This window comes from Marinobacter sp. DUT-1 (genome assembly GCF_050379415.1).
Lineage (GTDB): Bacteria > Pseudomonadota > Gammaproteobacteria > Pseudomonadales > Oleiphilaceae > Marinobacter.
The window spans coordinates 555,082-579,076 of the sequence record NZ_JBNRLS010000001.1 but is presented as its reverse complement, the minus strand read 5'-3'; the positions used below and the strand labels follow the sequence as shown (position 1 = coordinate 579,076).

The window sequence follows — 23,995 nt, the reverse complement described above, 5'->3', positions numbered from 1 at the left end:
TCGGGCGCCCTGCCTCTGCGCGTGCGTTAAGCCGCAAGAGGGTGTTGGAATCGTTGGTGAAGAGAGAATACCATTCCCGTGCGGTTTTTCCGGAGTTAAAACGAATAGAAGTTCCCTGGTCTCCCGTCTGGCTCATTAGATCAGCGATTTAACCAGACGGGACATTAGCCAGCGGACGATTGAATGGCATGGCTTATTACCAAGTATGCGATTACTGCTGCATTGGTGGTGCTGGTATCTGAAATCGCGAAACGCAGCGACAAACTGGGCGCGCTGATTGCTGCCTTACCCATGGTGACAGTGCTGGCCATGATCTGGCTTTACGCTGAGCAGCAGCCCGCAGAGAAAATCAGCAATCATGCCTGGTATACGTTCTGGTACGTGCTGCCGACCCTGCCAATGTTTCTGGCTTTCCCGTTCCTTCTGCCGAGGTTTGGCTTCTGGGTTTCCCTCGTGATCAGTGCTGTCATTACCATCGCCTGCTTTGCGGCACTGGCGGCCGTGGTAAAGCGGTTTGGTATCTTTCTTCTGTAATTCCGCGTGTTTTAGCCAAGGCTGCCCAACACTGGAAAGGTCGATAGCATCCACGATGCAAACCGTGTCATTTGCCCGGTGATCACCATTACACCCATGATCACCAGCACCAGACCTGCCACTGCCCTCAGTGGTCTGCTCCAGCGACTGAACCCTCGCATCCGCTCGCGAAAGTGCTCGATGAACAGCGCGGTTCCAAGGAATGGCAGCGCCAGTCCCAGCGAATACACTGCAAGGTACAGTATGCCCGTTTCCGCGTTGGCATGGGTTGAGCTAAGGGCCAGTATGGCGCCGAGTATGGGGCCGATGCAGGGCGTCCAGCCGATGGCGAACGCCACGCCCAGCACGAATGCTGCCGTGGGCCGCCCGCCTTCCAGCGTATGCCCCAGGCGCCAGTCCCGTTGCAGGGCCGGCATGCTCCACCAACCCAGCATGAACAGGCCCATGAGCACAATCAGCAACCCGGCCACCAGATTGGCTTCCTGCCGGTAGGCCATCAGCCACTGCCCCAGAAGACTGGCGCTGGCGCCCAGGGCAACAAACACCAGGCTGAAGCCGAGCACAAAGCAGACACTCAGCCACAAGGCTTTCAGCCGATTCGACGCCTCGGTTACTGCGCCGCCGGTAACGACAGACAGGTAGCCCGGGACCAGTGGCAGAGTGCAGGGTGAGAAGAAAGACACCAGGCCGCCAAGGAAGGCGGCGAGGATGCCCCAGGTTGCAAGATCTGGCATTCAGGAACTCCCGAATCAGTGGTATTCCCGGCCGGCAGCCGGGAACGGCCTCAGTAATCTTTGTGCTCGCTGAACACGCTCTGCTGCCCGTTGGCTCGGAAGGCAATCACCTGGTAGTCGTCCTTCCGGCCGGTTTCCATGCCGGGGCTGCCCTGGACCATGCCCGGCACTGAAAGCCCGAGGGTATTGAACTGGGGGTTTTCCAGGTAAGCGAGGATATCGCCAGCCGGCACATGACCCTCGATTACCACATCATCAATCAACGCGGTGTGGCAGGAAGCCAGCTCTCCCGGTACGCCATGGGTCTGCTTGATAGCACCGACGTTGTCGGTATCGATAACGCGGGTCTCAAAGCCGTTGGTCTCAAGGTGCTCAACCCAGCCCTGACAGCAGCCGCAGCTTGGGCTCTTATAGATGGTGATCGCGGGGCCAGTTTCGCCAGCAGAGGCCAGAGGGGTTGATGGTTCGGAGGATTCGTTGGCCTGGATTGCCAGCGTGGTGGCGCCGGCGGCAAGAACAATGGCAGCGACGCCAGTATAAAGGGCAAGTTTTTGGGTCTTCATGGTGATCTCCTGACAGGCATGCCCATTTATGACGGCTTTGCCTGTTAACAATGTGATTCGGGTTTCCCGGGCGATATCGCCCGACAATGAAGCTGCGTCAGGATCAGGAGAAGGCTTCAGGAGGGGGGGTCAGGACGTCGGAAACGGGGCCGTGGTACACCGCTCGGACCGCTGTGGCATTAACGCGGGCGGCGGATTGAACAGGGGGCACGGATGTTCCGGTGGCCATGCCGTAAACAGACGCGGAGGCGCAATGAGGGGTCGCCAGGTGACAATTCTGTTGCTCGGGGGTATCGCACTGTACCGACACTCCGGACGGATTCATGCTCGAGGAATGGTTCATGCCGGCGTTGCCAACCTTGGCCATTCCGTTGCAGCCGGTAGCGTTGAGGCTCGTCTTCGTCGCGTTGGCATTGGCTACCGCGGCAAGCCCCTGGGTCGGGCCGCCGATCAACAGCAAAACGCTTAACAATGCTGCGAGGAGTTGGCGAGACGGCATGTTGGTTTCCGTGTGTCGAACGGTTATCGCCGCCCTGACCTATACTCTGGTTCAGGTGCTTTTTGAACGCGGGGAGAGCGGCAAGCAGAGCAGCAACTTTGATCGTTGAGGTGATTATAAAACCTTTGATCAGGTCATACGTCAAGCGACGGCACTGTTATTTTTTGTTGGGTGATTACGGGCTTGATTGAGATCAACGTGCGGTCTGATTCGCTCAAATAATTCAGCTTGAATTCAGGTGGCTGTGCTTTGCTTTGCTGGCGTGTTCCTACGCTATCCGGGTGCGGTCCTGATCTGAAGCACAAGCAGGCTGGATTTTTGTGGAGGATCTGATCTTGAAAAAGTCGGTGCAAGCGGAAAAAAGCAATGCCGAACCTGGCCCGTTGACGCCGGATGAACTCCACAGAATGGACGCCTACTGGCGGGCCGCCAACTACCTCTCGGTGGGGCAGATCTACCTGCGCGACAACCCGCTACTCACCGAGCCACTGACTCTGGAGCACGTCAAGGCGCGACTGCTGGGACACTGGGGAACCACCCCGGGGCTTAACTTCATCTACGTACACCTGAACCGGATCATCCGAGCGCAGGATCTGAATATCATATACATCACTGGCCCCGGACATGGAGGGCCGGGCCTGGTTGCCAATACCTGGCTGGAAGGCAGCTACAGCGAGCTTTATCCGAACATTCCGCAGAACGCAGCGGGCATGCAGCGTTTGTTCAGGCAGTTCTCGTTTCCCGGTGGCATACCAAGCCACGTGGCGCCGGAAACTCCGGGCTCCATCCACGAAGGGGGCGAGCTCGGTTACTCCCTGTCCCATGCCTTCGGCGCGGTATTCGACAATCCGGAGCTCATTGCGGCGTGTGTGGTCGGTGACGGCGAAGCCGAAACGGGCCCGCTCGCTACCGCCTGGCACTCCAACAAGTTTCTCAATCCTGCCCAGGACGGCGCGGTATTGCCGATACTGCACCTGAACGGCTACAAGATCGCCAACCCCACCGTGCTGGCGCGCATTCCCCGTGATGAGCTGGAGAGCCTGTTCATCGGCTACGGCTACCGGCCCTATTTCGTTGAAGGCGATGAGCCCGCGCGGGTGCACCAGCGTATGGCGGCGACCCTGGATACGGTCATGGCCGAGATCAGGGAAATCCAGCACGAAGCCCGCACCAGGGGCGCCGCCGGGCGCCCGCGATGGCCAATGATTGTCCTCCGAACCCCAAAGGGCTGGACCGGCCCGAAAGAAGTGGATGGCCTGAAGAGTGAAGGTACCTGGCGCTCGCACCAGGTACCTTTCTCCGCGATGGCGAGCAAGCCTGAGCACCTGAAGCTGCTTGAAGACTGGATGAAAAGTTACCGTCCTGAAGAACTGTTCGAGCCGAACGGGGCCCTGAAACCGGAGCTGGCAGCTCTGGCACCGAAAGGTGAACGGCGCATGGGCGCCAACCCGCACGCCAACGGCGGGCTGCTGCTCAGGGATCTGCAACTGCCCGACTTTCGCGAATTTGCTGTTGCAGTCACCAGCCCCGGCGCGGAGCAGGCGGAATCGACCCGGGTTATGGGTACCTACCTGCGCGACGTGATGCAACTGAATAACGAGACGCGCAGCTTCCGTGTGATGGGTCCGGATGAGACCAACTCCAACCGCCTTGGCGCGCTGTTCGAGGAGACGGACCGCGCCTGGATGGCCGAAACCCTCCCGGGAGACGATCACCTGGCGCCGGACGGCCGGGTCATGGAGATCCTCTCCGAACACACCTGCCAGGGCTGGCTGGAGGGGTATCTGCTGACCGGCAGGCACGGGCTATTTTCCTGCTATGAGGCTTTTATTCACATCATCGACTCCATGTTCAACCAGCATGCCAAGTGGCTTAAGGTTGCCGGTAAAGAGGTCCACTGGCGTCGCCCCATTGCCTCACTCAATTATCTGCTGACTTCCCACGTCTGGCGCCAGGACCACAACGGTTTTTCGCACCAGGACCCCGGTTTTATAGACCATGTGGTGAACAAGAAAGCCGACGTTATTCGCGTCTACCTGCCGCCTGATGCCAACACGCTGCTGTGCGTAACCGACAACTGCCTGCGCTCGCGCAACTTCGTGAATGTCATCGTGGCCGGCAAGCAGCCCGAGCCACAGTGGCTCGGCATGGACGCGGCCATCAAGCACTGTACCGCGGGTATCGGCATCTGGGAGTGGGCCAGCAACGATGAGGGCAGCGAGCCGGATGTGGTCATGGCGTGTGCCGGCGACGTGCCGACACTGGAGATCCTGGCGGCGGTGGATATCCTGCGCCATCACCTGCCCAGGCTCAGGGTGCGGGTGATCAATGTAGTGGATCTCATGACCCTGCAGGATCAGGCGGAACACCCGCATGGTCTGTCTCACAAAGACTTCGATACCCTGTTCACCACCGACAAACCGATTATCTTTGCCTACCACGGGTATCCCTGGCTGATCCATCGCCTGACCTACCGGCGCACCAACCATAAGAATCTCCATGTGCGTGGCTATAAGGAGGAAGGCACCACCACCACGCCCTTCGACATGGTGGTGCGCAACGACATGGACCGTTTCCATCTGGCGGCAGACGTTATCGACCGGGTTCCGCAATTGGGGGCTCGGGCAGCCTATCTCAAACAGTGGCTGCGGGACCGGCTTATTGAGCACCAGCATTACATCACCGAGCACGGTGTTGATATGCCGGAAGTAACACAATGGCAATGGGGAACGCCGGCCGGCTGAGGAAGCCTTCATGGTCCGTCAGATTGGCCGCACGCACAATGGGTGGCTTGAGTCGGTCTACTTCGGTGTCGGATGTTCACTGGATGTTTCTGGCGTCGTCGTGTTGATATTGATCCGCGTCAAATAGATGCATCTTCAGGAAGGGTTTTCAGTTCTAGTTCAGTTTGGCGTGTTCAACTGGGATTGAAGCATTTCTTTTTCGCAAGCGCGCAACGGCCGCTTTTCTGCCGAAAAAGAATCATTCTGCCGTTCTGTTCCGAAGGTGACATTATGAAATACCCGTCGCGAAAATCATGGTTTTGGAGCCTCGTCGCCATGTTCTCGATGAGTCTGTCAACGGCGGTGTCTGCGGACGGTGGTCGCGCCTTCATTCCCATGGGGACGGCGGATTCTGTGGGGGTCATGAACCTGGAAACCCACCGATTAACATCGACGATCTCCGGTACGGTCAATACCCATGGATCAGCGCTGACTCCGGATGGCCGCTACCTCGTTGTGGGAAGCCTGACTGCCCATGACAATCAGGAACCTCCCATGCGACCGGAGAGTGTCACGGAAGATGATCACGCCGCCCATCACGGTGGTGGCGGCGCCGCAGCTCCGGAATTATCCGGTACTGGTCGGGTTTATGTCGTGGACACCAGCACGAACGCCATGGAACGGGTATATGAGGTGCCGGGGCCAGTGCATCATGTTCTGGTCACACCGGATGGTCGCTATGCCGTTTCCACACATCCGATGGGTGGGGGTATCAGCGTTGTTGATCTGGATTCCGGAAAAGTCGTTGACGTTATCGCGACTGGCCCTTCTCCCAACTATATAGCGACGACGGGCGACGGCCAGACGTTATTCGTCAGCAATACCGGTAACGGCACGATCAGTGAAGTGGATACCGGGAACTGGTTCGTCAAGCGCAATGTGCTCGTAGGTGGAGGCCCGGAGCACATGGCTCTCGCCCCGGACGGTGATCATCTGTACATCAATGATGCCGCCTCCGGTGAAGCCCTTAAGCTGCGGCTTTCTGACGGTGTCGTGACGGCTCGCTACCAAATTGGCGAAGCGCCTCATGGTCTGGGCCTGAGCGCCGATGGAAAGACGCTTTTTGCCACCAGTCAGGGTGATGAAAGGCTTGTTCGCATAGACCTCACTCCCGGCATCCGAAAAAGTTTCCCGCTCGCCCCGGCTCCCTACCACCTGGCGGTTTCCCCTGTCGATGGCCGCATTTTGGTCACCAGCCGAGGCGAGGCAAAACTCTGGATTCTTGATCCAGTGTCTCTCGCCATTCTTGATGAGGTCTCGCTGGATGGGATAGGTCATCAGATCTCGATTTATAAGCCGTGACGATTGCAGAGTTGGATTGCTCACAAAAGGAACTGTCATGGACCGTCGTTATAAAATCACATTGGCAATATTCGCTGTTATTGCGCTGCTTGTGCTTTGGGGCGAGCACAAGGGTCACTTTCTCGGCGCCTTGCCTTGGCTGATACTTCTTGCATGTCCGTTAATGCACATATTTATGCATGGCGGACATGGTAGTCACGGGCAGCATGGACCGCACCATGGCAAGACTGGAGATGAGCGAGATGAACAGTGAGGCACCGAATATAAGCTATTGAGGATTTGGCTCATGGCACCCTGGATAATAGTTCTTCTTTGGGTCTGGATATCGGATCCGGTTTTTGCGGGCACTCCCTCCGCCGATTCATTAATAGAAGCCATGGAGCATACCCTTTGGTCAGACAGTAACCACGGCCGGTACGTCATGCGTATTGAAAGTGAATACTGGACCCGGGAGCTGCAGCTGGAAGCCTGGATGGACCGGCCCGATCACACGTTAATCCGCATTCACTCGCCGAAAAAGGAGGCGGGCGTGGGCTCGCTGAGAATCGGTGATGCCATGTGGAATTACCTGCCAAAGGTCGACCGAACCATCAAGATCCCGCCGTCGATGATGCTGCAGCCCTGGATGGGGTCCAACTTCAGCAACGACGATCTGGTCAAGGAAAGTTCGTTTGTCGACGACTACACCCATGAGGTTGCCGGGGTAGATGCTTCTGGCGAGGTACCTGTGTATCGGATTGTTTCTACGCCAAGGCCCGACGCGCCGGTGGTCTGGAGCCGGCTTGAATTTGAGGTTCGCGCGGACGCTATCCCCGTGTCGGTGGCCTACTTCGGGGAGCGGGATCAGCTCGTCAAACGGTTGACCTATGAACAGGTCAAGACCATGGACGGGCGCCGGATACCGACGCTGTGGACCATGGTTGATGCGGACAACCCCGAATCCCGCACCGTCATCAGAATTGAAACCATCCAATTCGATCTTCCTTTGGACGAGTCCCTTTTTTCACTGCGCCGTCTGCGCAACCCGGAATGAGTCCCCGCTATGAGCATCGTCAATGTGCAGAATGTCTCGCGGATCTACCGGCAGGACTCCATTGCCGTCAAAGCCCTGAATGACGTATCGGTGGCCATTGAGCCCGGTGAGTTCACCACACTGGTGGGACCTTCGGGGTCGGGCAAGACCACCCTGCTTAACCAGATCGGCGCCCTGGACGAGCCGGATAGCGGGCATATTCAGGTGGCGGGCGAGGAAATTACCGGGCTCAGCCGCAAGAAGCGCACCATTCTGCGGTTGTGGAAGATTGGCTTTGTATTCCAGGAGTACAACCTCATCGGCGTGCTGTCGGCCCAGGAGAATGTGGAGTATGTGCTCATGCTTCGCGGTGTTCCGTTTCGCGAACGACGAGCCGAGGCACAGCGCATTCTCGCGGAGGTTGGGCTGCGGGGAATGGAGCAACGTCTGCCCCACGAACTCTCTGGCGGCCAGCAGCAACGTGTGGCGGTGGCCAGGGCCATCGTCAGCAAACCCGCCATTGTCCTGGCCGATGAGCCCACCGCCAATCTCGACTCCACGACCGGTGCAGCCCTGTTGGACCTGATGCGGGGGCTGAACGCCGAGCACGGGATTACGTTTGTGTTCTCCACCCATGATCCAATGGTGATGGAGCGGGCGCGCCGGGTGATCCATCTCCGGGATGGCGTCATTGAGCGCGAGGAGCGCCGGCCGTGATCGCCTGGCTGCGACTGGCGTTTGGCAATCTCCGGGTCAATCGTCGGCGTACCGGGATCACCCTGTTGTCGGTGGCGGTCGGTGTCGGTGGGCTGGTGTTTCTGTGGGCGTTTATCGACGGCATCAATGCCCAGATGATCAACAACATGACCGGCTATGTGACCGGCGACCTGAAAGTGCATCAGCGCGGGTTTCACGACGACCGGGAAATGAACATTGCCCTGGCCGAGCGCTGGAACCTTGCCCAGGAGGTGTCCGCCGTAACCGGTGTCGCGGCGACCACGGCCAGGGTGACAGGCAACGCGCTGGCCAGCCATGGCAACCAGTCCAGGGCCTTGCAGGTAATGGGGGTCGACAGTGCAATCGAGCCAACGGTCACCCGGCTGGATCGGTCGATTGTTATGGGCCGCTATCTGGAGGGGGGCAATGAGATCATTATGGGCGTGGATGCCGCCGATGCCCTGGAGGTGTCCCCGGGCGAAGAGCTGGTGCTGGTGGTCCAGGCGGCGGACGGCTCCATTGGTGCGGACCGATTCGAGGTGGTGGGTGTTTTTGAAACCGGCATCAAGCGAATTGATGGCTTCGTGGCCCAGATGCCCCTGGCGTCTGCCCAGGCACTCTATGCCTTCCAGGGACGGTTTACCGAGATAGCGGCCCGCGTAGAAGATTCCGACCGGCTCGAAGCGGTGGTTGCAGGCCTGCGGAATCAGATGCAGGCCCGGAACGTAGAGGTCCTGGGGTGGCCAGCGCTGATGCCATCGCTGGTACAAATGGTCGCCTTTCATGATGCTGTCGCCTACATCGTGATCTTCGTGGTGTTTGTGGTGGTGGCGGCCGGTATCGTTAACACCATTCTGATGTCGGTGCTGGAACGTGGCCGGGAATTCGGTGTGATGATGGCGCTGGGTACCCCCAGTAGCCGTATTGTCTGGCTGGTGCTTCTGGAAACAGCGATTCTGGCTGGTCTGGGCTACCTGTTGGGGCTGGCGTTGGGTCTGTCACTGACGGGCTATTTCGGTACCCATGGGCTGGACTTCAGTGCCTATATCAAGGCCATGGATACCATGCCGGGGCTGAGCGGTATCGTCTATCCCACCATCGAGCTCCAGCGCCTGGTGGTCATTGGCGTTGTGGTGGTGTCTGTCGCTCTGCTGGCAGCGGCCATCCCGGCCTGGAAAGCCAGCCGAAACAGCCCGCTGGAGGCGATGGGCGCACGGCGAACTATGATCAACCGTATCCGCCGGATCCATTGGCAGGTGACGTCTGATCATCGGCTGCTGATTTTTGCGCAAATGGCGCTGCGTTCGGTTTTCAGAAATCCACGACGGTCTGTAATCACCGCCTCGGCGACTGCGTTCGGGCTGGCTGCCTATCTGTTCCTGTATGCCTTTGCCGATGGTTTCTTCGAGCAGATGATTCACAACTCGACACAGCAGCTTAGTGGGCATGTGCAGGTGCTGGAAGGGGGGCACGACGTCGATCTGTCGCCGGCTTTACGCATTGCCGACAGTCAGGCACTGCAGCGGCAGTTGCAGGCGCGCCCTGAGGTTGAGGCTGCCGCATCCCGGGTGGTGCTGCGTGCCATGGTGGCCAACCCCGGTAAAAGCCTGCCGGTGGAACTGGTCGGTATTGCTCCGGAACAGGAGAGGGCGGTTACGGAACTTTCCGGGTACATGGAGCAGGGCACCTACGTTCAATCCGGGGAGACGGGAATCGTGATTGGCCAGAAACTGGCCGAGGAGCTGGGTGCCCGATTGGGGGACAAGCTGGTCATTACGGTCCAGCAGGCTGGGGGAGATCTTGCCTCCAGTGCCCAGGCCATTCGCGGTATCTACCGCACCGGCAGTGACCTGTTCGACACCGAGTATGTCTTCACCGATATCAACGTAGCCCGCCGCCTGGGTGGACTGCTGGAAGACGAAGTCTCGCGAATCGTGCTTAGGCTGTCAGACCGCGCAGAGAGTGCCGGCCTGGCGCGAACCCTGAACCAGTCGCCGCTTCTGACCAACGACGGACTGGTGGCCCAGGACTGGGAGACCTTGCTCCCGGTGGTGGTGCAGATGGTGGAGATGAGCCAGGTGGATTTCTATCTCATCCTGTCGGTGGTTTTTGTGGTGGTCGCCATAGGTGTCATGAACACCATGGTGATGTCAGTGATGGAACGTACCCCGGAACTGGGCGTGATGCTGGCGTTGGGCACCAGAGGGTCGCAACTGCAACTGACGATTCTGTTTGAGGCTTTCTTCCTGGCACTACTGGGAATGCTGGCAGGATCGGTGGTTGGCGGACTGCTCGTCGTCTGGCTTGGCACTACCGGCATCGATCTGTCCTCGATCAGTGGTGCCCTGGAAGCCATCCCCGGCATCACCGATCGTATCTATCCGGTGCTGATTTTCGATCACGTCTGGCTTCCCAGCCTGCTGTTGTTCCTGTGCTCTGTGTTGGTGGCGCTGTATCCGGCCTGGCGTGCCTCGCGACTGGATCCGGTGGAGGCCATCCGCCATGGCTAGGCGATCTCCACTGACGCTGGTCGCGATGGCCTGGCTAATGCTGGCGTCAGACGCTGGGGCGGACTTCAGCCATTCGGGATCGCTCAAGAATCTGAGCGTTGGCTCGCGCTCGTTGATTGACGACAGTCGCTACTTCTCGAATCTTACCCGCCTGCGTATTGAGCCCCGTTATCGCTATCGGGACTGGGTTGTGGATGCGGCCTACGACCTGGAGCTGGTGACCGGCAGTTTCCTGGACAGCCCGGAGTTCGCCCTGCTCAGGGACGCTTCCGATCCGCGCTACTGGGATCTTCAGGGGGACGTGCACGAATCGGGAGATGTGTTGGCGCGCCATCAACTTTACCGTGGCACGATCCAGTGGCGCTCGCCGGTCGGTGACTTCAGGTTTGGCCGTCAGCAAGTGAATTGGTCCACGGCGCTGATCTGGAACCCCATGGATATTCTCAATCCTGTCAGCCCACTGCAATTGGAGCCTGATGAACGCATTGGCGTGGACGCGCTGTTATGGGACAGAGCCTGGGGGGCAACCGGCCGGATCAGCGCCGTGCATGCGCCGCAACACACGGACCAGAATGCCAGCACGGCGGCACGGGCCAAGCGTTTTTTCGCCGGGGTCGATGCCGGCGTAATGATGGGCGAGTTCGCCGACGTCACCAAAGCGGGTGTCAGCGGCAGTGGCTCCGTGGCTGGCACCGGTTGGCGCACCGAACTCGTCTGGAGCGGGCCAGATGCGGGTGATAGTTACTGGCAGGGAGTAGCGGATCTGAACTGGGCGTTTCGCAACGGGTTCAATCTGGCCGTTGAATATTTCTATAACGGTCAGCCGGTATCGCCGGGAACGACAGGTCTGGCCAATCTTGTGTCCGCGCAGCCCCTGTATGCCGGGCGTCATTATGCCGGACTACTGGTATGGCAGGATATCAACCCGTTCTGGCTGTACCGGGTGGTGGCCGTCCGTAATGCCGATGATGCCAGTTGGGTGCTTTACCCGAGATCCACGTGGATACTGCCGCTGGGTCAGGAGATCTACTTCACTGTCGGAGCCCAATGGTTCGGAGGTGACCAGGACAGCGAGTACGGGAGACTGGAGCCGCTTGGGCTGATGGAGATTCAATGGTTTTTCTGAAGGTCAGATACCGGCGTCGGGCCGCCGTTGCGCTTGCCGTGATGATCTGGGGCGTCAGCTTTTTTCTCCACTTTTTTTGGGAAATGGTGCAGGTTCCGTTCTTTACCGATATGACTGAGACCCGTCATTGGGATGTGGTGTGGTTGTGTACCCGTGCCACTATCGGAGATGCCAATGTAGCCGTCGGCGCATATGCAGTTGCGGCATGGATATCAAGGGACTGGTTTTGGGCCGTGGGCGGCTGGAGACGGACCAGCCTGTCCGTTTACCTTGCTGTCGGGCTGATTGTAACGATCCTTTTTGAGTGTTGGGCAACAGGGGAGGGCGACCGGTGGAATTATAGCGAGTTAATGCCGATTCTCTCATGGACCGGCACCGGAGTGCTTCCTCTCGCCCAGTGGGCTTTATTACCACTGGTCACGATATTGATTGTCAAATGGATGTTTGTTGGATGGTCAATGTTGAGAGCCAAGTGAAAGAGAGATGGTGGAAGTTGAGAGGCGGCAATTGCTATATGTTTAACGTGTAATAAATAGTCGAGAACCTTCAATGACAGGCGGTCGACTATTTGCTTGGACTGTTAATCCTGAATTTGTCTCAGTAATTCAGTCCGGTTTCAGGTTGGTGTGATTTACTTGTTCGCGATCAGGGCGCCGGTTGTTATCACTTGTTACAGCCTGTGCCCATGTCTCCGCGAGTTAACTTCGCCGCAGGGCTTACCCTGCGGTATTTTTTTGTCCTTCCTTAGTGAATTATATTGAAATGGCAGCTGTTTAATAAAATACAAATAATCTTTTCGTCATTTCATCTCCTATTGGTTGGTTAGTTTATTAAAACACCAGTTTCTGATTTATCCTGAAATTTGAAATAATAAGAGTTAATATTTTTTGATATTTGTCAGGTTTGAAGAATATTTGAGCCAGATCAAAATATACTATTTTTGTTATAAGTTTCAGTTTGGTTTCAGATTAGAGCCATAAGATCTCCGTTCAGAAATAACTTAAATGGAGATTTAAAGTTGTCCATCCCTCCTCTCGTTATAAAACCGGCCATTTTTTGTGTTCTGGTTTTAACCAGTCTGCCCGGTTGGGCGAACTCAGAACTTCAACTGACCAATGTCGTTAACACGGCTATCGAGAACGACCCTTGGCTTCGGCAGAGCGCCCGGATGCAGGACGCGTTGATCGAAGAATCCTATGCAGAGGGAGCGCTCCCTGATCCCCGGGTAACCATCGGCGCCGCAAACCTGCCCACGGATACTTTCGACACCGGGCAGGAAGCAATGACTCAGGCCACAATCGGTTTCTCCCAGCGCATCCCCCGTGGTGACAGTCGTCAGCTGGCCGGTGAACAAAAGACCCGGATGGCTGAAGTGCAGCCATTTCGCCGGGAAAATCGGCGCGAACAGGTAACAGAAAGGGTCACGCACCTCTGGCTCGAGCTCTGGCGAACCCAGGAGAGTATCCGGTTGATAGAGAGCAACCGGGGGCTCTTTGAACAATTGTCAGATGTGGCTGAAGCTGGCTACACCTCTGCAACAATGGGCTCCAGGCAACAGGACATCATTCGGGCTTCACTGGAACTGACCCGGCTTGAGGACCGACTGGCAGCGCTGAACACCCAACTGGCGTTCAGCCGTGAATCGCTGGGTGAATGGATTGGCGCGGACGCAGCACAGTTGCCGGTGCCCGGAGAGATTCCGCCAAAGCTATTGGCCGAACATGCGAAAATGTGGCCGGAAACAGATGTTAATGGGTTAATCCGCCATCCCTCGATCCGTGCCACCGATCAGTTGATTGATGCCCAGGCGATTGATGTGGACCTGGCGCGCCAGGCCTACAAGCCGGAATGGTCTGTTTTTGCGCAGTATGGATATCGGGACAGGGCCCCGAATGGCCAGGACCGCGCCGATCTGTTTTCTGTCGGAATCGGTTTTGACCTCCCGATTTTTACCGGCAACCGACAGGACCGGAAGCTGCGCTCCTCAACAGCCCGCCTGGAAGCTGCCAGGTCCGAGCGGATCCTGCAGATGCGGGAGCTTCAGGCCAGGGCCCGCGCCGCAATGGCACGGATTGAACAGCTTGATGACCGGATCAGGCTATACCGTCAGACCCTGATACCGCAGATGGAACAGCAGGCCAGCGCCGCCCTGACCGCCTACGATAACGACGATGGCGATTTCGCAGAAGCCGTGCGCGCACGCATTGACGAGCTTAACGCCCGGGTTGAGCTGATACAGATTGTTGCCGAGCGCGCAAAAAATCTCGCGAGCTTTCGTTACTTGACTGCCCACTCCTCTGAAACAACTTCTTCCTCACTACCGAACGATCAGGACTAACGACCATGGCCAATCTGATTCGCCCATTGGGCTTTGTATTGCTGGGTGGCGTTGCCGGAGCCGCGGCTGCCTATTGGCTGGCTGCCGAAGCCGGAATGAACCACGCCCCTGACCCAGCCAGCACTGAAAGCAACGAACCTTTGTATTGGGTGGCGCCCATGGACCCCAATTTCAAACGTGATAAGCCGGGCAAGTCGCCCATGGGCATGGATCTGGTGCCCGTCTATAAGGAGGGCGGCTCCGGGGAAGACGCACCAGGCACCGTCCGGATCTCGCCCACCGTGGTGAACAACCTCGGCGTGCGGACGGCGTCCGTGATCCAGGGGCGGCTGCCAAGCACCGTCAGGACGGTGGGTTACGTGCAGTACAACGAGGATGAGATGACCCATGTGCACCCGCGTGTAGAAGGGTGGATCGAAGCCCTCTATGTAAAAGCGGAGGGCGAAATGGTTGAGAAAGGAAAGCCCCTTTACACCCTCTATTCGCCAACGCTCGTCAACGCCCAGGAAGAGCTGATCCTGGCACTGAACCGGGGAAACCAGCGCCTGATCAACGCGGCTGAAGAACGTCTCAGGGCACTGAATGTGCCTGCGTCCGTGATCCGTCACCTGAAAGACGCCCGTGAAGTGCAGCGAACAATGACCGTCCACGCCCGGGCCTCGGGCGTTATCGATAACCTGAACGTGCGGGAAGGTATGTTCATCAAGCCCGGCGACCGGGTTTTATCGATTGCGTCACTGGATGAGGTGTGGGTGATCGGAGAAGTCTTTGAGAGCCAGCTTGCCGCACTTGACTCGGGCAACAAGGTGGTGATGACACTGGATTACATGCCCGGGCGCCAATGGGCCGGGCGCGTGGACTATATCTATCCGGAGATCAACCCGAAAACCCGGACGGCGCGGGTCAGAATGCGCTTTGACAATACCGATGGTGCCCTTTTGCCAGGTATGTTCGCCGCGCTGGAGGTGCAGGGCGAACGCAGAGAGCGGCGCATGCTTGTGCCCAGGGAGTCCATAATCCGCACCGGGCAGAGTGACCGTCTGGTGCTGGCGCTCGATGAGGGCGCCTTTAAGTCCGTCAATGTCAGCGTGGGGCGTATCGGTGACCCGTATGCCGAAATTCTTGAGGGTGCCAAGCCGGGCGATACCGTAGTGACCTCCGCCCAATTCCTGATCGATTCCGAATCCAGCAAAACGTCGGATTTTCAGAGGATGTCAGCGCCAGCCGGTGAAAAGACAGACCCGGAGATGAATCACGGGGGAATGGATCACAGCACCATGAATCATGGCGGAGACGAGTCATGATTTCAGCCATCATCTACTGGTCTGTTCGTAACCGTTTCCTGGTGCTGCTGGCGACTTTGCTTGTCACCGGGCTCGGACTCTATTCACTGAAGAACACGCCGGTGGACGCCCTGCCGGATCTCTCCGATGTACAGGTCATCATCAAAACCAGCTTCCCGGGGCAGGCTCCGCAGGTGGTGGAAGACCAGGTGACCTATCCGATGACAACGGCCATGCTCTCGGTGCCGGGGGCTAAAACGGTGAGAGGCTACTCATTCTTCGGTGACTCCTACGTCTATGTGATTTTCGATGAGAACACCGATATGTATTGGGCCCGCTCACGGGTGCTGGAGTACCTCTCCCAGGTGGCGCCCAGCCTGCCGGACTCGGCCCGGCCCCAGCTTGGGCCCGACGCCACCGGAGTTGGCTGGGTTTATCTTTACGCGCTGGTTGACCGTACCGGCAACCACGATCTGAGCCAGCTGCGCAGCCTCCAGGACTGGTTCCTGAAGTACGAGCTGCAAACGGTACCGGGTGTGTCTGAGGTGGCCGCACTGGGCGGAATGGTGAAGCAATATCAGGTCAAGGTCAGCCCGGAAAAACTACGGGCGCTGGGCATCCCGCTGGCTCACATCCAGAACGCGATCAAACGGGGCAACCAGGAAGTGGGCGCGTCGGTGATCGAGATGGCGGAAGCGGAATACATGGTTCGCACGTCGGGCTATATCCAGTCCCGTGATGATCTGTTGTCGATCCCGCTGGGTCTTGACGATAACGGTACCCCGATTCTCCTGAAAGATGTGGCCAGCGTTGAGGTCGGCCCTCAGATGAGGCGTGGCGTTGCCGAACTGAACGGGGAAGGTGAAGCTGTTGGCGGCGTTGTGGTAATGCGCTTTGGTGAGAACGCCCAGGCAACGATTAATGGGGTGAAGGCGAAGCTGGAGGACCTGAAATCCAGCCTGCCCGAAGGTGTGGAAGTGGTGACGGTTTATGATCGCTCTGGTCTGATCGAGCGAGCCGTCAATAACCTCGGATTCAAACTGCTTGAAGAGTTCCTGGTCGTCGGTCTGGTGTGCATTGTCTTCCTGTTCCACGTGCGCTCGTCGCTGGTGGCAATTCTCAGTCTTCCCGTGGGCATCCTGGCGGCCTTTATTGTTATGCACTGGCAGGGTATCAACGCCAATATCATGTCGCTTGGGGGGATCGCCATTGCCATTGGCGCCATGATTGATGGCGCCATTGTGATGATTGAGAACATGCACAAGCACATGGAACGGACGCCACTCACACCCGAGAACCGTTGGGAAGTCGTCGCAAGGTCAGCCTCCGAGGTGGGTCCGGCGTTGTTTTTCTCGCTACTGATCATCACGGTCAGTTTTGTGCCGGTGTTCGCCCTGGAGGCGCAGGAAGGGCGGATGTTTGCGCCCCTGGCGTTCACCAAAACCTACGCCATGGCGGCGAGTGCGGCTCTTGCGGTGACGCTGGTTCCGGTTCTGATGGGCTATTTCATTCGCGGCAAGGTGCTGCCGGAACACAAGAATCCTGTGAACCGGCTGCTGGTCGGTGCCTATATGCCGGTGCTGAAGCTGGTACTCCGGTTCCCCAGGATGACGGTGGTGTCTGCACTGCTGATACTGGTCATTGGCCTGTGGCCGGCTACCAAAATTGGCAGTGAGTTCATCCCGCCGCTGGACGAAGGCGACCTGATGTATATGCCCACCACTTATCCGGGCATCTCCATTGGCAAAGCCCGGGAGCTGTTGCAACAGACGGACAAGCTGATTGCGACGGTGCCTGAAGTCGAAACGGTGTTCGGAAAAGTAGGGCGGGCCGACACCGCAACCGATCCGGCGCCGTTAACCATGATCGAGACGTTCATCCAGCTCAAGCCGAGGGATGAATGGCGGGAAGGCATGACTACGGAGAAACTGAAGCAGGAGCTCAATACCCTGATTCGCTTCCCCGGAGTGACCAACGCCTGGGTCATGCCGATCATCACCCGTATCGATATGCTGGCAACGGGTATCAAAACGCCGGTTGGTATCAAGGTGGCGGGGCCTGATCTTGCCATTATTCAGGACATCGGCAAACGCCTTGAGGAGATCATGGTAGACATCCCCGGGACTGCGTCTGTCTACTCCGAGCGGGTCGCCGGTGGTCGTTACATCAAGGTGGATATTGACCGCGAAGGTGCCGCGCGCTATGGGCTGAACATCGCCGATGTCCAGCAGGTGGTGGCTTCGGCGATTGGTGGTATCAACGTATCGAGGACTATCGAAGGTCTTGAACGTTACCCCATCAATCTCCGGTACCCGGAGGATTACCGGGATTCGCCCGAAAAGCTGGAACAGCTTCCCATTGTGACCGCGTCCGGGCAGCGAATTGCCCTGGCGGATGTGGCCGATATCCGGGTTGAGGACGGGCCGCCGGCCATCAAGAGCGAGAATGCCCGCCTCAATGGCTGGACCTTTGTGGATATTGATGGGGTCGATGTGGGCACTTATGTAGAGCAGGCCATGGCTATAGTGAGCGACGAGCTTGATTTGCCTGCAGGCTACTCCGTTAGCTGGTCCGGCCAGTATGAATACATGCTCCGCGCCAAGGAAAAACTGACCTATGTGGTGCCGCTGACCCTGGCGATCATTGTCATCCTGCTGTTCCTGAACTTCCGCCGTTTTGCAGAGGTAGGGATCATCATGGGCACGCTGCCATTTGCGATGATCGGTGCCATCTGGCTGATGTATTTGCTCGGCTACAACTTTTCGGTGGCGGTCGGTGTCGGCTTCATTGCCCTGGCCGGCGTTGCCGTGGAAATCGGTGTGATCATGCTTGTGTATCTGAACCAGTCGTACCAGGCAATGCTGGAAACCTGTGAACGGAAAGGGCTGGCCCCGAGGCGGGAAACGCTCCGCCACGCGGTCCTCCACGGCGCCGGACTGCGGGTGCGGCCGGTCATGATGACGGCTGCCGCGATTATCGGAGGGCTGGTGCCTATCATGATCGGTGGCGGTACCGGATCCGAAGTCATGGGGCGGATTGCCGCACCGATGGTTGGCGGGATGATCAGCGCTGTGATTCTGGCTCTGCTGGTGATTCCTGTGGGTTACTACCTTTGGAGAGCCAGAGGCTTGGCTGGTGAGTGAACGGGCTGTATTCGCCGGCCCGTTGACAAATCGGATGAATCTTTTGAGCGAGATCAATTCGTTGCCGTCTCGGCCAGGAAATTCAGTTTGAATTCAGCTCTTGAGCGTTAAATGGGGGTGAGTGTTTTGAACCCGCGTGATGGAGAATGAAGATGGTTTCAGTAAAGAAGCTTGCAGTATGCACCATTCTGGCGGCCGCTCCTGTCTGGGCGTCTGCTCACGGTGAACAGGGCAACTGGCAGGGCCACGGTCCCGGAATGATGATGGACCAGGACCAGATGCGGCAAATGCAGCAGAACTGGTCGCGTATGAACGGATTCATGCAGCAGATGCCCGGGGCCGGATCACCGGAGGAGCGTCAGCGCTTCCTCGAAAACCACTGGGAGGCCATGGAAGACCAGATGGAGTTGATGCACCGGGGCATGATGGGCCCGGGCATGATGGGAGGCGCCGGCGGCATGATGGGCGGTAACCAGGGGCAGGGCATGATGAACAATCAGCCTGGCCAGGGTAATCGTCAGGGCAATGCCGCTGGCATGTCACCCGATCAGCGTTTGCAGTTCATGCAGGAGCGCATGGACCAGATGCAGTTGATGATGGAACAGATGCTACAGCATCAGCGGCAACTGAACAGAAACAGTAATTGAGGCAAATTGATCCCGGTTCACCAATCGGTTTGACAGCTGTGCTAGGTTGAGAAGCATCTTTTTCGATTTTCAGGATGCGGAGGCTTGCGTGCTGGAACGGCTGCAACGTCGATTGGGTCTGCAGACAATACCGGGAGTATTTTTCACCTCTGCCGGGGTGGCAACGTTGTTTGTTGCCCTGGCGGTCCCCTTTGATCAGGCCGTAGCCGAGTATTTCGGCCTGCTGACCGGTTGGGTGGCCCGCAATCTTGGCTGGTTTTACATCCTTGCGGTCACCTCCCTGCTGGTGTTCTTGCTGGGCCTGGCGGTCAGCCGCTATGGCACCATCCGGCTTGGCGGCGACGACAGCCGGCCGGATTATTCCAACCTCACCTGGTTCACTATGTTGTTCGCTGCCGGTATCGGCACCATCCTGATGTTCTGGGGTGTGGCGGAACCGGTTTCCCATTTCGCCAACCCGCCGTTCGACGGGGTCTCGCCCGGCTCCGAGCGGGCCGCCAGTGATGCTATGACGGTGGCGCTTTACCACTTCGGGCTGCATACCTGGACTATCTTTGCCATGCCGGGCCTGGCGATTGGTTACTTTGCCTACCGCCACAACCTGCCCATGCGCATCAGCAGTCTGTTTTACCCGATTCTCGGAGAGCGGGCCTTCGGACCCTGGGGCTGGGCGGTGGATGTGATTGCCGTGCTGGGCACCCTGTTTGGCGTCGCCACCTCACTCGGGCTGGGGACCCTGCAGCTCAACAGCGGGCTGAATTACCTGTTTGGCGTGCCCTCTACCGGCCTGGTTCAGGTCATCCTGATTGCGGTTATTGCCAGCATCGCTGCCACATCCGTGGCCCTGGGGCTGGACAAGGGGGTGCGTCGGCTGTCCCAGCTCAACATCCTGCTGGCCATGGTCCTGCTCGCATTCGTGCTCGCCGTCGGGCCAACCGTGTTCATTGCCGAAGGCATGGTCCAGAGCGTGGGCGATTACTTCGATGCCTTGCCCTGGCTGGCATTCTGGACCGAAACCTTCAAGGAGACCGACTGGCAGCGACAGTGGACCCTGTTCTACTGGGCCTGGACCATCTCCTGGGCGCCCTATGTCGGCATCTTCATTGCCCGCATCTCCCGGGGGCGGACCATCCGCGAGTTTGTCGGTGGTGTCCTGTTTGCCCCCACCGCTTTCACGCTGGTGTGGTTCGGGATCTTCGGTTTGTCTGCCATCCAGGTCGAGATGAATGGTGTGGTGGCGCTGGCGGACCAGGTGCAGCAGGATCCCTCCGTGGCCATATTCGCTTTTCTGGAAGCCTTCCCGCTGGCAGAAGTGGCGTCGGGGCTGAGTGTGGTGATCATCGTGATCTTCTTTACCACCTCCTCGGATTCCGCTTCCCTGGTCATTGATCTGCTGACCCGACGGGACGATCAGCCCTCACTGGTGCGCCAGCGGATTTTCTGGGCGGCGGCGCAGGGAGTGATTGCCGCGACGCTCTTGCTGGCCGGCGGGCTCGATGCCCTGCAAAACGTCATTACCTCACTGGGCCTGCCTTTCTGCATTTTGCTGATCTTCATGGCTGTGTCACTGTTCCGGGCTCTAAGAGCGGATTACCGTGGTTACAGCGTCGAAGCCCTGGTCCAGGGAAGAGCCTTCCCGGAAGTGGAGGCCACCGCCGAAACCAAACAGGAGAACGAGTATGTATCGGAAGCTGTTGATCGCCATTGATCCGGAAGATGACGGCGAGGGTAAACGTGCCCTGGAGGCCGCTGTGGATCTGCTGGCCGAGGACGGGGAGCTTCACCTTGCCAGTGTCTATAGTCCCGGCGGTGGCGGATTTTTCCCCCACGTGACAGAGGAAGCGCCGGAACAGAAGGAAGCTGAGGTCCGCGAAACGCTGGATCTGCTGGCTCGCAAATACCTGCCCCTGAATCGTAACGCCAGCTTTCATGTGGTGGCCGGCACCGCCGGTGACAAACTGGTGGGGCTGGCCGGCCAGCTGTGTGCCGATCTCCTGGTCCTGGTGTCACGTGGTAGCAGCGGCCACTGGCCCCTGCGCCGGGCCACCGTGGAGTATGTCTCGGTGAACGCGCCCTGCCCGGTGCTGGTGCTGCCGTCACTGGAGAAAGCCGAGCCGGGGGCAAAGGACGAGGAAAGCGACTGATCAGTCAAACAGCGACAATTGATCCGGCTTTCCCCTGTCCGAGGGCAGCGTCGGCCGTTTCTGAACGGGGCCCTTGCGACTGCCATGGCGTTTCAGTACCCGTTCGGTTTCGGCCCGGCTCACATGCTGTTTCCGGAACTCGCCAATTGCCCTGCGCGCCGTCCGCGCCGCCTGTTCGTGGTCGCACACCGGGCTGATGTAGGTATTGCCCCCGAACCGTTGTTTCTGTGCCGGAGTCATCAGCCAGGGGGTGTGTATCATCTCTGCGGGTACGCCGGCTAGCTCCGGTAGCCAGCGGCGAACGAATTCGCCATCCGGGTCCAGCTTCTGGCTCTGCAAGACCGGATTGTATATGCGCAGGGCGTTGATACCGGTCAGGCCGGATTGCATCTGCGCCTGGGGGTAATGGATGCCCGGCTCGAAATCCGTGAACTGCCGGGCCAGATGCAGGGCCGGCTCCCGCCAGTGCAGCCATAGCTGGTAACTGGCCACGGCCATCAGCATGGCCCGCATCCGGAAATTGATCCAGCCGGTATGGTGCAGGGCACGCATGCAGGCATCCACCAGCGGCCAGCCGGTCTGTCCTTCCTGCCAGCGCTGAAGGCGCTCGGTGTCATTGGGGCTGTTTTTCAGGTTTTCCAGTTCCCGGTGCATGGCCCGGAACTCCAGTTCCGGCTCATCCTCCAGCTTCTGGATGAAATGACAGTGCCAGTGCAGGCGGGAACGGAAGCTGGTCAGGCTGCGCTGCTTTCGGGGCAGGGTATTGCGATGCTGCCCGGCGGCCCTGGCTTGCTGATAGATTTCTCTCAGGCTTACGGTTCCGTAGGCAATATGCGGGCTCAGCCGTGAGCAGGCCCGGACCGCGGTCACCGGGCTGGAGATGTTGTACTGGTAGCCGACACAGCGCCGTTCGAGGAAGGACGTGAGCAGATTTTCCCCCCGAGTGCTGCCGCCGGCCTGTCGATCCGGACAGGCGTCGTTACAGGCCGGTTGCGGGGGATGCCAGGCGCTGGATGCGTGCATGCCCGCCGGCAGTGGCGGCAGTTGCGCCGGAGCGTCATGGATGCCGGCTTTCATCACGCGGGACCACTCGTCATCCCACCGGTCCCGATCCCGCAGTCGCCGTACCACCCCGAACTGCTGCCACTCCCTGAACTCGATATCATGGCTGTCACACCAGGCAACGACGGACCGGTCCCGCTCAAACGTCCATTGGCCTCCGGTTTCCTGGTGGCAGAAGACCCGCTTCACGCCAACGCTTTTGTGCAGTTGTGTCAGTATCTCCGTGACTGAACCGCCACGTACGATCAGATCCGAGCGCAGCTTGCGAAGCTGGCGCTTCAGGTCGCGCAGGGAATCGTCGATAAAGCCCCAGTGTCGTTCCGAGGTATCCGGCAGTTGCCAGTAACCCGGTTCGACAACGAACAGTGGCAACACTGGCTCGCCCAGAGCTGCCGCGGCCACCAGGGGGCCGTGATCCCGGGTTCGCAGATCACGTTTGAACCAGACCACCGTGGTCATGCCCGTTGCCTCACGGTGCGGCGGCAACGCTCACTGCAATAACGTACGTTTTCCCAGTCCCGGGCCCATTTCCGACGCCAGGCGAACGGGCGCTGGCAGACAGGGCAGGTCTTGGTCGGCAGGTTGGGTTTGTTGTGGCTCACCAGCGGTTTCCGGTTTGATGTTCGGTCTGTGTTACGCCTGCGCCGCGAATGGGGATCAGCCTCCCTTCAGCAATAGGCGATGTTTGGACAATTGCTGGCGACCCGTTCCCACTGGATGGTGACATGCTGGATATTGAAGTCGTGGGCCAGCATCTCGGTGGCCTGCTCGAGGACCTTGTCATCGTCCCGCGGGTCCGGTTTGACGAGATGTACGGTGAGCGCATTCTCGGTGGTGCTCAGGCCCCAGATGTGGAGATGATGCACCGATTCGATGCCCGGGAGCTGATTGAGGCTGGCGAATACCTCCCCGGGATTGATGTTCCTGGGGACCGCATCCACCGCCAGGTTCAGGGAATCCCTGAGCAACCGCCAGGTCCCGATGAAAATGACGGCGGCAATCACCAGGCTTACGACCGGATCAATCCAGTTTGCCCCGGTATACATGATGATCAGCCCGGCGACCACGACACCGACCGAAACCGCGGTATCCGCGGCCATGTGCAGGAAAGCGCCCCGGATGTTGAGGTCGCCCTCCTGTCCTTTCATGAACAGCATCATGGTCAGGCCGTTGATCAGGACACCGATGCCTGCCACGACGATTACAGTCATGCCGGCGACCTCCGCCGGCTCGCTGAAGCGGCGGATGGCTTCCCAGGCAATCCCGCCAACTGCCGCAATCAGGAACAGGGCGTTGAACAGGGCGGCCAGGATAGTGGATTTTTTCAGGCCGTAAGTGTTCCGATCGGTGGCCTTGCGAGTGGCCAGCCAACTGGCTGCCCAGGCCATGATCAGGCCCAGAACATCACTCAGGTTATGGCCGGCGTCGGCGAGCAGTGCCAGTGAACCTGACAGCAGGCCATAGACAGCCTCAATGGCAACAAAGGCAATATTGAGTCCAATGGCCAGTGCGAAGGATCGGCTGTGGGTATCGAAATGACTCGCGTGGCTGTGCCTGTGGTCATGGTGGCTGTGCATCTTGCTCTCCCGGTCGGCAGG

Annotated in this window: 21 protein-coding genes; 16 read left to right on the top strand and 5 right to left on the bottom strand. The window is 58.7% G+C overall.

Annotated elements, in window-relative coordinates; genetic code table 11:
• Positions 1-183: 183 nt before the first annotated feature.
• Positions 184-534, top strand: coding sequence for a DUF3147 family protein (locus ACQUTG_RS02640; protein WP_099613910.1), 351 nt, complete (start codon positions 184-186; stop codon positions 532-534).
• 11 nt (positions 535-545) lie between these two features.
• On the opposite strand, the gene ACQUTG_RS02635 is transcribed toward ACQUTG_RS02640, so the two are convergent.
• Both ACQUTG_RS02635 and ACQUTG_RS02630 read right to left on the bottom strand, forming a co-directional pair.
• Complete coding sequence (locus ACQUTG_RS02635) at positions 546-1,268, bottom strand: cytochrome c biogenesis CcdA family protein (RefSeq protein ID WP_428917915.1); 723 nt, start codon at positions 1,266-1,268, stop codon at positions 546-548.
• Between the two features lie 50 nt (positions 1,269-1,318).
• Positions 1,319-1,831 (bottom strand): DUF411 domain-containing protein, encoded by a 513-nt coding sequence (locus tag ACQUTG_RS02630; RefSeq protein ID WP_099613912.1) that lies wholly within the window; start codon positions 1,829-1,831, stop codon positions 1,319-1,321.
• 323 nt (positions 1,832-2,154) lie between these two features.
• Here ACQUTG_RS02630 and ACQUTG_RS02625 point away from each other — a divergent pair, with 323 nt between their 5' ends.
• The 15 genes from ACQUTG_RS02625 to ACQUTG_RS02555 all read left to right on the top strand — a co-directional run bounded on the left by ACQUTG_RS02625 (position 2,155) and on the right by ACQUTG_RS02555 (position 21,335).
• Entirely contained in the window at positions 2,155-2,439 is a 285-nt protein-coding gene (locus ACQUTG_RS02625) for a hypothetical protein (protein WP_428917914.1), read from the top strand.
• Between the two features lie 238 nt (positions 2,440-2,677).
• Positions 2,678-5,074, top strand: a complete 2,397-nt coding sequence (locus ACQUTG_RS02620; RefSeq protein ID WP_428918445.1) for a phosphoketolase family protein — start codon at positions 2,678-2,680, stop codon at positions 5,072-5,074.
• Positions 5,075-5,389: 315 nt separating this feature from the next.
• Positions 5,390-6,415 carry a YncE family protein gene (locus ACQUTG_RS02615; protein ID WP_428917913.1) on the top strand — a complete coding sequence of 342 codons (1,026 nt, stop codon included), beginning with the start codon at positions 5,390-5,392 and terminating at the stop codon, positions 6,413-6,415.
• Positions 6,416-6,452: 37 nt separating this feature from the next.
• Positions 6,453-6,668 carry a DUF2933 domain-containing protein gene (locus ACQUTG_RS02610; protein WP_113864080.1) on the top strand — a complete coding sequence of 72 codons (216 nt, stop codon included), beginning with the start codon at positions 6,453-6,455 and terminating at the stop codon, positions 6,666-6,668.
• 168 nt (positions 6,669-6,836) lie between these two features.
• On the top strand, positions 6,837-7,448 hold the full coding sequence (locus ACQUTG_RS02605; RefSeq protein WP_428917912.1) for an outer membrane lipoprotein-sorting protein: 612 nt from the start codon (positions 6,837-6,839) through the stop codon (positions 7,446-7,448).
• Positions 7,449-7,457: 9 nt separating this feature from the next.
• Positions 7,458-8,144 (top strand): ABC transporter ATP-binding protein, encoded by a 687-nt coding sequence (locus ACQUTG_RS02600; protein ID WP_099613921.1) that lies wholly within the window; start codon positions 7,458-7,460, stop codon positions 8,142-8,144.
• Positions 8,141-10,654 (top strand): FtsX-like permease family protein, encoded by a 2,514-nt coding sequence (locus tag ACQUTG_RS02595; RefSeq protein ID WP_428917911.1) that lies wholly within the window; start codon positions 8,141-8,143, stop codon positions 10,652-10,654. The genes ACQUTG_RS02600 and ACQUTG_RS02595 overlap by 4 nt, the downstream gene beginning before the upstream one ends.
• Entirely contained in the window at positions 10,647-11,780 is a 1,134-nt protein-coding gene (locus ACQUTG_RS02590) for a hypothetical protein (RefSeq protein WP_428917910.1), read from the top strand. Before ACQUTG_RS02595 ends, ACQUTG_RS02590 begins: the two co-directional genes overlap by 8 nt.
• The gene (locus ACQUTG_RS02585; protein ID WP_099613924.1) at positions 11,768-12,256 is read left to right on the top strand and encodes a hypothetical protein; all 489 of its coding nucleotides are present in this window, start codon (positions 11,768-11,770) and stop codon (positions 12,254-12,256) included. The genes ACQUTG_RS02590 and ACQUTG_RS02585 overlap by 13 nt, the downstream gene beginning before the upstream one ends.
• Positions 12,257-12,798: 542 nt before the next feature.
• Positions 12,799-14,118, top strand: coding sequence for a TolC family protein (locus tag ACQUTG_RS02580; protein ID WP_428917909.1), 1,320 nt, complete (start codon positions 12,799-12,801; stop codon positions 14,116-14,118).
• A 5-nt stretch (positions 14,119-14,123) separates the two neighbouring features.
• The gene (locus ACQUTG_RS02575; RefSeq protein WP_428917908.1) at positions 14,124-15,422 is read left to right on the top strand and encodes an efflux RND transporter periplasmic adaptor subunit; all 1,299 of its coding nucleotides are present in this window, start codon (positions 14,124-14,126) and stop codon (positions 15,420-15,422) included.
• Positions 15,419-18,544: an efflux RND transporter permease subunit gene (locus tag ACQUTG_RS02570; protein WP_099613927.1), complete on the top strand. Its 3,126-nt coding sequence runs from the start codon at positions 15,419-15,421 to the stop codon at positions 18,542-18,544. The genes ACQUTG_RS02575 and ACQUTG_RS02570 overlap by 4 nt, the downstream gene beginning before the upstream one ends.
• 152 nt (positions 18,545-18,696) lie before the next feature.
• Entirely contained in the window at positions 18,697-19,191 is a 495-nt protein-coding gene (locus tag ACQUTG_RS02565) for a hypothetical protein (RefSeq protein ID WP_428917907.1), read from the top strand.
• An 88-nt stretch (positions 19,192-19,279) separates the two neighbouring features.
• Positions 19,280-20,899 (top strand): BCCT family transporter, encoded by a 1,620-nt coding sequence (locus ACQUTG_RS02560; RefSeq protein ID WP_428917906.1) that lies wholly within the window; start codon positions 19,280-19,282, stop codon positions 20,897-20,899.
• Positions 20,871-21,335 (top strand): universal stress protein, encoded by a 465-nt coding sequence (locus ACQUTG_RS02555; protein ID WP_428917905.1) that lies wholly within the window; start codon positions 20,871-20,873, stop codon positions 21,333-21,335. The genes ACQUTG_RS02560 and ACQUTG_RS02555 overlap by 29 nt, the downstream gene beginning before the upstream one ends.
• On the opposite strand, the gene ACQUTG_RS02550 is transcribed toward ACQUTG_RS02555, so the two are convergent.
• From ACQUTG_RS02550 to ACQUTG_RS02540, 3 genes are all read right to left on the bottom strand, one after another.
• Complete coding sequence (locus tag ACQUTG_RS02550) at positions 21,336-22,856, bottom strand: FAD-binding domain-containing protein (protein WP_428917904.1); 1,521 nt, start codon at positions 22,854-22,856, stop codon at positions 21,336-21,338.
• Positions 22,853-22,999, bottom strand: coding sequence for a DUF2256 domain-containing protein (locus ACQUTG_RS02545; RefSeq protein ID WP_428917903.1), 147 nt, complete (start codon positions 22,997-22,999; stop codon positions 22,853-22,855). The genes ACQUTG_RS02550 and ACQUTG_RS02545 overlap by 4 nt, the downstream gene beginning before the upstream one ends.
• 66 nt (positions 23,000-23,065) lie before the next feature.
• A complete protein-coding gene (locus ACQUTG_RS02540) occupies positions 23,066-23,974 on the bottom strand; it encodes a cation diffusion facilitator family transporter (protein ID WP_428917902.1) in 909 nt (302 codons plus the stop codon).
• Between the last annotated feature and the right edge of the window lie 21 nt (positions 23,975-23,995).